The sequence below is a fragment of the Kineosporiaceae bacterium genome (assembly GCA_016713225.1).
Classification (GTDB): Bacteria; Actinomycetota; Actinomycetes; order Actinomycetales; family Kineosporiaceae; genus JADJPO01.
This window is the reverse complement of record JADJPO010000010.1, coordinates 21812-28490: the sequence shown is the minus strand read 5'-3', so window position 1 is coordinate 28490 and position 6679 is coordinate 21812. Positions and strand designations below refer to the sequence as shown.

The 6679-nt window shown below is 69.3% G+C and carries 7 protein-coding genes; 4 read left to right on the top strand and 3 right to left on the bottom strand.

Annotated elements, in window-relative coordinates:
* Positions 1 to 304: ATP-binding protein (locus tag IPK24_22720; GenBank protein ID MBK8078279.1), on the top strand; the 304-nt coding region annotated here is incomplete at its 5' end.
* A gap of 13 nt (positions 305 to 317) precedes the next feature.
* On the opposite strand, the gene IPK24_22715 is transcribed toward IPK24_22720, so the two are convergent.
* Together IPK24_22715 and yjjI are read right to left on the bottom strand one after the other, a co-directional pair.
* On the bottom strand, positions 318 to 1058 hold the full coding sequence (locus IPK24_22715; GenBank protein ID MBK8078278.1) for a radical SAM protein: 741 nt from the start codon (positions 1056 to 1058) through the stop codon (positions 318 to 320).
* Positions 1058 to 2590: a YjjI family glycine radical enzyme gene (yjjI, locus tag IPK24_22710; protein MBK8078277.1), complete on the bottom strand. Its 1533-nt coding sequence runs from the start codon at positions 2588 to 2590 to the stop codon at positions 1058 to 1060. Before yjjI ends, IPK24_22715 begins: the two co-directional genes overlap by 1 nt.
* Before the next feature lie 153 nt (positions 2591 to 2743).
* Between yjjI and ppk2 the strand changes: the two genes are divergently transcribed.
* Together ppk2 and IPK24_22700 are read left to right on the top strand one after the other, a co-directional pair.
* Positions 2744 to 3640 carry a polyphosphate kinase 2 gene (ppk2, locus tag IPK24_22705; protein MBK8078276.1) on the top strand — a complete coding sequence of 299 codons (897 nt, stop codon included), beginning with the start codon at positions 2744 to 2746 and terminating at the stop codon, positions 3638 to 3640.
* Positions 3641 to 3757: 117 nt separating this feature from the next.
* Entirely contained in the window at positions 3758 to 4585 is an 828-nt protein-coding gene (locus IPK24_22700; protein MBK8078275.1) for a slipin family protein, read from the top strand.
* Between the two features lie 35 nt (positions 4586 to 4620).
* On the opposite strand, the gene IPK24_22695 is transcribed toward IPK24_22700, so the two are convergent.
* Entirely contained in the window at positions 4621 to 5721 is a 1101-nt protein-coding gene (locus tag IPK24_22695) for an adenosine deaminase (protein ID MBK8078274.1), read from the bottom strand.
* A 64-nt stretch (positions 5722 to 5785) separates the two neighbouring features.
* Between IPK24_22695 and IPK24_22690 the strand changes: the two genes are divergently transcribed.
* Positions 5786 to 6670 (top strand): sulfurtransferase, encoded by an 885-nt coding sequence (locus IPK24_22690; GenBank protein MBK8078273.1) that lies wholly within the window; start codon positions 5786 to 5788, stop codon positions 6668 to 6670.
* The last annotated feature ends 9 nt before the right edge of the window (positions 6671 to 6679 follow it).

Genomic DNA, 6679 nt, shown 5'->3' with positions numbered 1-6679 from the left:
CGACCTCGCCGGTGCCGGCCTGTTCGTCGCCGAGGGCATCTTCGCCGCCGAGCTGGTGCACGTCGTCCGAGAGCGCGGCGTGCTGGCCGATGCCCTGTGCCTGCAACTTCACCCGGCGGTCACCTTCGCCCGACGACTGCTGCGCGACCTGTCCGAGTCACGCAAACCACCGATCACCTTGCTGCGCAGAGGCTTCGGACTCGCCCTCGGTGAGGCACGACTGATCAGACACTGGATCGAATCGGGCTGCCGACCGGTGAGCATCGCCCGGGCCGAACAGGCCTTGCGCTCACTGGGCGCCTGAATCCATCGCTGTCTCAGCCGATCGTCAGGTTGCGCACCCCTGCCGCCGTCAGCACCTCGTGGTACCGAGCACGGTCGGCGTTGGTCACCTCGAGCAGGTGCCGGGCGCACGCCCGGGTACCGTGCCGCCGGTAGGCGTTGACCCGAAGCCGGATCTCGGGATCGAGCGAGAGCAACCAGTGCGCCGTGCGGGTGAGATCGTCGTCCGCGTCGTTGATCCCGGGCACCAGCATCAGCCGCACCTCGATCAGCACGCCCTTCGCCGCGAGCCGGGTGGCCGCTTCGAGGACCCGGCGGTTACCCATGCCGGTCAGGACGACGTGCCGTTCCGGGTCGAGCACCTTGACGTCGAGCATCACCCCGTCCACCAGCGGGATGAGTCGTTCCCAGACCTCGGCCGAGGCGTCCCCGTTGCTGTCGACGAACCTCGTCAGGTGCGCCGTCGCCGGGTGCTCGGCCAACGCCACCAGCAACGCCTCGAGGAAGTCCGGCTGCACGGTCGGCTCGCCGCCGGTGATCGTCACACCGGTCAGGAACGACGCTGCCTCGATCACGGGAGCGATCACCGAACGGACGCTGACCAGCTCCATTCCCTTGGGCTGCAACGGGATCGTGGCCGGGTTGTGGCAGGTGAGACAGTCGAAACCACACCCCTGCAAGAAGATGACATACCGGCTACCGGTGCCGTCGACAGCCGAGAAGGGCACCGTGCCGGCCACTCGGCCCGTCGCCTGCACTGCGGAATCGAGCGTCATCACCTCACCCCGTCGCCGATCGGTGCCGGCTTGACCACGCGCTCGGCCAGCCGTTGGTTCGCCATGCTGCCCGCACCCAGGAACGAGCTGGCGTGCCGCGCCCGCCCGTCCTGGGCGATACCCGCGACGTCCTTCTCGCGCACCAGGAACCCGGTGATCCGCACGAAGCCGTTGCCGACCACGTCGAAGGTCACATCACGCATTCCCTCGGCGAAGGCCCCCCGTAGGACGGCGACCACGGCGTCCGGGTTCGACTGCACCGTCGGCTCGAACCGGAAGATGTCACTGATCCCCGCCGGCACGTGCCGATGATTGGGCGCAACGGCCCGAATGTGATGGTAGAGAGGCGGTTCACTCCCCACCGGGATGCGGGCACCGGCCGTCACCCCGAAGTCGGAGTCGATGCCCGACTGGGCGTGCAGCAGGGCATGCCCACCCGTGGCCTCGCAGTAGGGCATCGGCGTGGCGGCCACCAACTCGGCCAACCGCGCCACGATGCGATGACCCAGCGCCGTGGCCGGCTCCTCGTGCCCGTAGCGTCCCACGCCCAACAGTTCCACCGCCTCGGCGATGCCGTAGAAGCCGAACATGGCGGTGAACCGGTCGCGCGCGATCAGCCCCTCGCGGGCCAGCCAGTCGTGGTCGTAGAAGCCGGTCTGCTCGACCAGGTGACGGATTCGAGCGGCCATCAACTCGGCGGTGAGCGCGACGTGGCGCGGCAGCACGTCGTCCAGCCACTCGTGCAGACCCACGCCCGCGAAGCGCACGCTGGCGGAGACGTCGAGGCGCACCAGGGTGTGGGCGCCGCCACCGCGCGGCAGGCTGTTGTAGCAGCTCACCACGCCGTAGGCCTCGCCCAGGTCGGCGCGCATCATGGGGTCGTTCACGTAGTGCGGCTTGCCGTCGGCGCAGGTGGTGAGCACGGCCTCGCGCAGCAGATCGTCCGGGGTGCTGTCGGGGTCGACCCGCAGCGTCAGGTTCGGCACCACCTGGCGCAGCGCCCGATCGACCCGCAACAGCGAGCGGACGACGCGGCCGTCGTCCGGGCCGAGGTTGGCGTGCACGAAGGCGTCCGGCATGGTGCGGTCGATCAGCCGCCAGAACCGGGTCAACGCGGCGTCCAGCGCCTCGTCGCTCACCCCGTGCTCGGCCGACCCGACGAACGGCTCGAGCAGCCGGTCGAGATCACCCAGATAGACCGGGTAGCCCGTGATCGAGGGCACGCCGGCGTACATCGCCAGCAAGAAGGTCAACGCGTCGTCCAGCGTGGTCGGCGCCTCGAGCTCGAGATGGGCGCTGCCCCGGGCGAGCGCGGCCGCATAGTCGGGCAGCACGTAGCGCGGCCGGTACGGGGCATTGCCCTCACCCATGTCGTGGATCACGCCCTTGGCCTGCGCCAGGCAACAGGCCTCACTGACCACAGGGGGTTCGACGGCGTTCTCGGCCAGCATCGCCAGCGCCTGCACGCGCTGCCGGTAGGTCAACCCCGGATCAGCCAGGCACGCCCGGACCTGCGTCTCGAACTCGGACATGTTCACGTTGTCAAGGCTAGGCGTGTTCCTCCCCGAGTGAACGGGGTTCAAGGTCGCGGGGGTCACACGTTGTCATCCGTCACATCTGCCGACACGGAGCGTCAGCGGACCGCCTCTCCGCGCGCCCACGACGCGGTGCGATGGAATGGGGGCATGACGCAGAAGATGGGCCTCCGCGAGTACATCGACACGTTGCGCGCCCAGGGCTACACGGTGCAGGGCAGCAAGGGCGAGGATCCGACCCTGATCGCCCCCGACGGCCGGGCGGTCGAGACCTGGCGCGAGGACTATCCGTATGACGAGTTGCTGGAACGGGAGACCTACGAGGACGACAAGTACCAGTTGCAGACCCAGCTCCTGCAGTTCCAGTACTGGACACAGGACGTCGGTGCCAAGCACGTGCTCGTCTTCGAGGGCCGGGATGCCGCGGGCAAGGGCGGCACGATCAAACGCTTCATGGAGCACCTCAACCCCCGGGCCGCGCGCGTGGTGGCGCTCACCAAGCCCACCTCCAGCGAGGCGGGCCAGTGGTACTTCCAGCGCTATATCCAGCACCTGCCGACCGCCGGCGAGATCGTGCTGTTCGACCGGTCCTGGTACAACCGGGCCGGGGTCGAGCGGGTGATGGGGTTCTGTTCCGACGAGCAGTACGCGACCTTCATGCGCCAGGCCCCGGCCTTCGAGCGGATGCTCGTCGAGTCCGGCACGACGGTCACCAAGCTCTGGTTCTCGGTGACCCAGCAGGAACAACGCACCCGCTTCGCCATCCGCCAGATCGACCCGGTGCGACGCTGGAAGCTGTCGCCGATGGACCTGGAGAGCCTGGACCGCTGGGAGGACTACACCGCGGCGAAGCAGGCGATGTTCGACCACACCGACAAGAAGCACGCGCCCTGGCTGACCATCAAGAGCAACGACAAGAAGCGCGCCCGCCTGAACGCGATGCGCGTCTTCCTGGACCAGTTCGATTACGAGGGAAAGGATCCCGCGATCGTCTACCCGCCCGACCCGGCGATCGCCGCCCGGGCCAAACACACCACCGGCGACTGACGTCCACGCTGCGCTCGGCCAGGGAGCGCGTAGGGTGAGCAGTGGCGCTCCGGACCCTGGTGTCCAGCGCCCCGCGCTCGCGGGACGCTTGCTTCGAGCAAGCCCTGAGGACAAGCCATGAACGTCTTCGTTCCCCTCGCCGTCATCCTCGTCCTCGCGCTGTGGCTGCTGGCCGCCAGTGTGCGGATGGTCCAGCAATACGAACGCGGCATCGTGCTGAGATTCGGTCGCCTCCAAGAACACCAGCGCGGCCCCGGACTGCAGCTCATCGTGCCGATCGCCGATCGCATGACCAAGGTGTCGATGCAGACCGTCGTGATGGGCATCCCGGCCCAGGGCGCGATCACTCGCGACAACGTGACGCTGACCGTCGACGCGGTCGTCTACTACCGGGTGATCGACCCGGTCAAGGCCATCATCAACGTGCAGAACTACCCCATGGCCGTCTCACAGGTGGCCCAGACCTCGCTCCGCGCGGTCATCGGCCGAGTCGATCTCGACACCCTGCTCTCGGATCGCGAGAGCATCAACGCCGAGTTGAAGGCCGTCATCGACGCCCCCACCGAGGAACCGTGGGGCCTTCACATCGAACGGGTCGAGGTCAAGGACGTCGCGTTGCCCGAGGGCATGAAGCGGTCGATGTCGCGCCAGGCCGAGGCCGAGCGCGAACGCCGGGCCCGGGTCATCGCCGCCGACGGCGAGTTCCAGGCCTCCACCAAGCTGGCCCAGGCCGCCCGCGCGATGGGCGACACCCCCGGGGCGCTTCAGCTGCGGTTGCTGCAGACCGTCGTCGACGTCGCGGCCGAGAAGAACAGCACGCTCGTCATGCCGTTCCCCGTCGAGCTGTTGCGGTTCTTCGACCGAGCCGGCTCCACCACCGAGGCTGCCGCCGAGTCATCGGTCGAGCTGACCCCTGCGATGCTCGGCGTCCCGGCTCACGTGTGAGCGCAGCCCACGCCGAGGGGGGCTGGTTCCTGAGGTCAGGGCGCGGCGCCGAGCGCCGCGTAGCGCGGCTTGACGACCTCCTCGATCAGCGCGAGCCGGTCGTCGAACGGGATGAACGCACTCTTGAGCGCGTTGATCGTCACCCAACGCAGGTCGGCCAGGGTCCAGCCCGCCTGCTCGACCAGCAACGTCATCTCACGGCTCATCGAGGTGCCGGACATCAGCCGGTTGTCGGTGTTCACCGTGACCCGGTAGCGCAGGTTCTTCAGCAGCGTGATCGGGTGTTCGGCGATGTTCTTCGCGGCCCCGGTCTGCACATTGCTCGACGGGCACATCTCCAGCGGGATCCGCTGGTCGCGCACCCACGCGGCGAGCCGACCCAGCGTCACGTTCGGCCGACCCCGACGGTCCAGGCCGGGGTGACGCGTGATGTCGTCCATGATGCGCACGCCGTGACCGAGCCGATCGGTGCCGCACACCTGCACCGCCTCCCAGATGCTCGGCAGCCCGAACGCCTCCCCCGCGTGGATCGTGACGTGGAAGTTCTCGCGGTGCAGGTACTCGAAGGCGTCCAGATGACGCGACGGCGGGAAGCCCGCCTCGGCGCCGGCGATGTCGAAGCCCACGACTCCCGAATCCCGATGCCGCACAGCGAGTTCGGCGATCTCGACTGCTCTCGCGGCATGCCGCATCGCCGTGATCAGCGTGCCCACTCGGATCGGGATGCCGCGCTCCGCGGCCTCGGCGCTGCCCGCGGCGAACCCCTCCTGGACGGCGTCCACCACCTCGTCCAGGGTCAGCCCCTGCTCGAGGTGCTGTTCGGGGGCATAGCGCACCTCGGCGTAGATCACGCCGTCCTCGGCCAGATCGAGGGCGCACTCCCGGGCCACCCGCACCAGATGGTCTCGGGTCTGCATCACCGCCACGGTGTGCGCGAAGGTCTCCAGATAGCTGACCAGCGACCCCGAATCGGCGGCCGCCCGGAACCAGGCATCGAGGGACGCAGGGTCACCGGCCGGCAACCGATGCCCGATCTCGCCGGCCAGCTCGAACACCGTCTCGGCGCGCAGCCCGCCGTCCAGATGGTCGTGCAACAGGACCTTCGGAGCCGACGCCACTACCTCGGAACTGGTCATCCGTCGACTCTAGTCACGCCGCAGCCGCCGCTCTCGTCAGCTCGCCCCCGGCGTGCCGAGGAGCATGGAGCGTGCCCTGATAGGTTCGGCGGCCGTGGACGTGACCATCGACGCCGCTGACCTCATCGACCTGCTCAGCGAACCGGACCCGACCCGCCCCCTGGTGCTGCTCGATGTCCGGTGGGCGCTCGGCGACCCCCACGGACGTGACCACTATCTGGCGGGTCACCTCCCGGGGGCGGTCTACGTCGACCTCGATCGTGAACTCGCGGCACCGCCCTCGGCGCAGGCCGGTCGCCACCCGTTGCCCGAGGTGGCCGACCTGCAGGACGCCGCCCGACGCTGGGGCACCCGGCAGTCCAGTCACATCGTGATCTACGACGATGTCGGGTCGATGGCCGCCGCTCGCGCCTGGTGGGTGCTGCAGTGGGCGGGGCTGCACCGGGTGCAGATCCTGGACGGCGGGCTGGCCGCCTGGCGGGCCGCCGGTGGTGAGTTGGTCACTGGCGAGGTCACCCGGGCGGCGGGCGACGTCGTCCTGAGCAGCGGCCATCTGCCGGTCGTCGACGCCGACGAGGCGGCTCGGATCGCCGGTGACTCCCTCGACGTCCTGCTCGATGCCCGAGCCGGTGAGCGATACCGCGGCGAGACCGAGCCCATCGACCCGGTGGCCGGTCACATCCCGGGTGCGGTGAACTGCCCCACCGGCACCGCGATGGACGCCGACGGCCGGTTCCGGCCTGCCGCGCTGCTGCGCACCCAGTTCGCCGCCCTCGGCGTCGCCCCGGACGTCGCGGTGGCCAGCTACTGCGGGTCCGGCGTGACCGCTGCCCATCAGGTGGTGGCGCTGACCATCGCCGGCTTCGAGGACGTCGCGCTCTACCCCGGCTCGTGGTCGCAGTGGAGCGCAGACCCCGACCGCCCGGTGGCGACCGGCGACAAACCCTGAGGCGCACTA

Bases quoted from the DNA above. Each gene is read 5' to 3' on its own strand.
- IPK24_22715 (MBK8078278.1), bottom strand. From the start codon at position 1,058: ATGACGCTCGATTCCGCAGTGCAGGCGACGGGCCGAGTGGCCGGCACG.
- yjjI (MBK8078277.1), bottom strand. From the start codon at position 2,590: ATGTCCGAGTTCGAGACGCAGGTCCGGGCGTGCCTGGCTGATCCGGGG.
- ppk2 (MBK8078276.1), top strand. From the start codon at position 2,744: ATGACGCAGAAGATGGGCCTCCGCGAGTACATCGACACGTTGCGCGCC.
- IPK24_22700 (MBK8078275.1), top strand. From the start codon at position 3,758: ATGAACGTCTTCGTTCCCCTCGCCGTCATCCTCGTCCTCGCGCTGTGG.
- IPK24_22695 (MBK8078274.1), bottom strand. From the start codon at position 5,721: ATGACCAGTTCCGAGGTAGTGGCGTCGGCTCCGAAGGTCCTGTTGCAC.
- IPK24_22690 (MBK8078273.1), top strand. From the start codon at position 5,786: ATGGAGCGTGCCCTGATAGGTTCGGCGGCCGTGGACGTGACCATCGAC.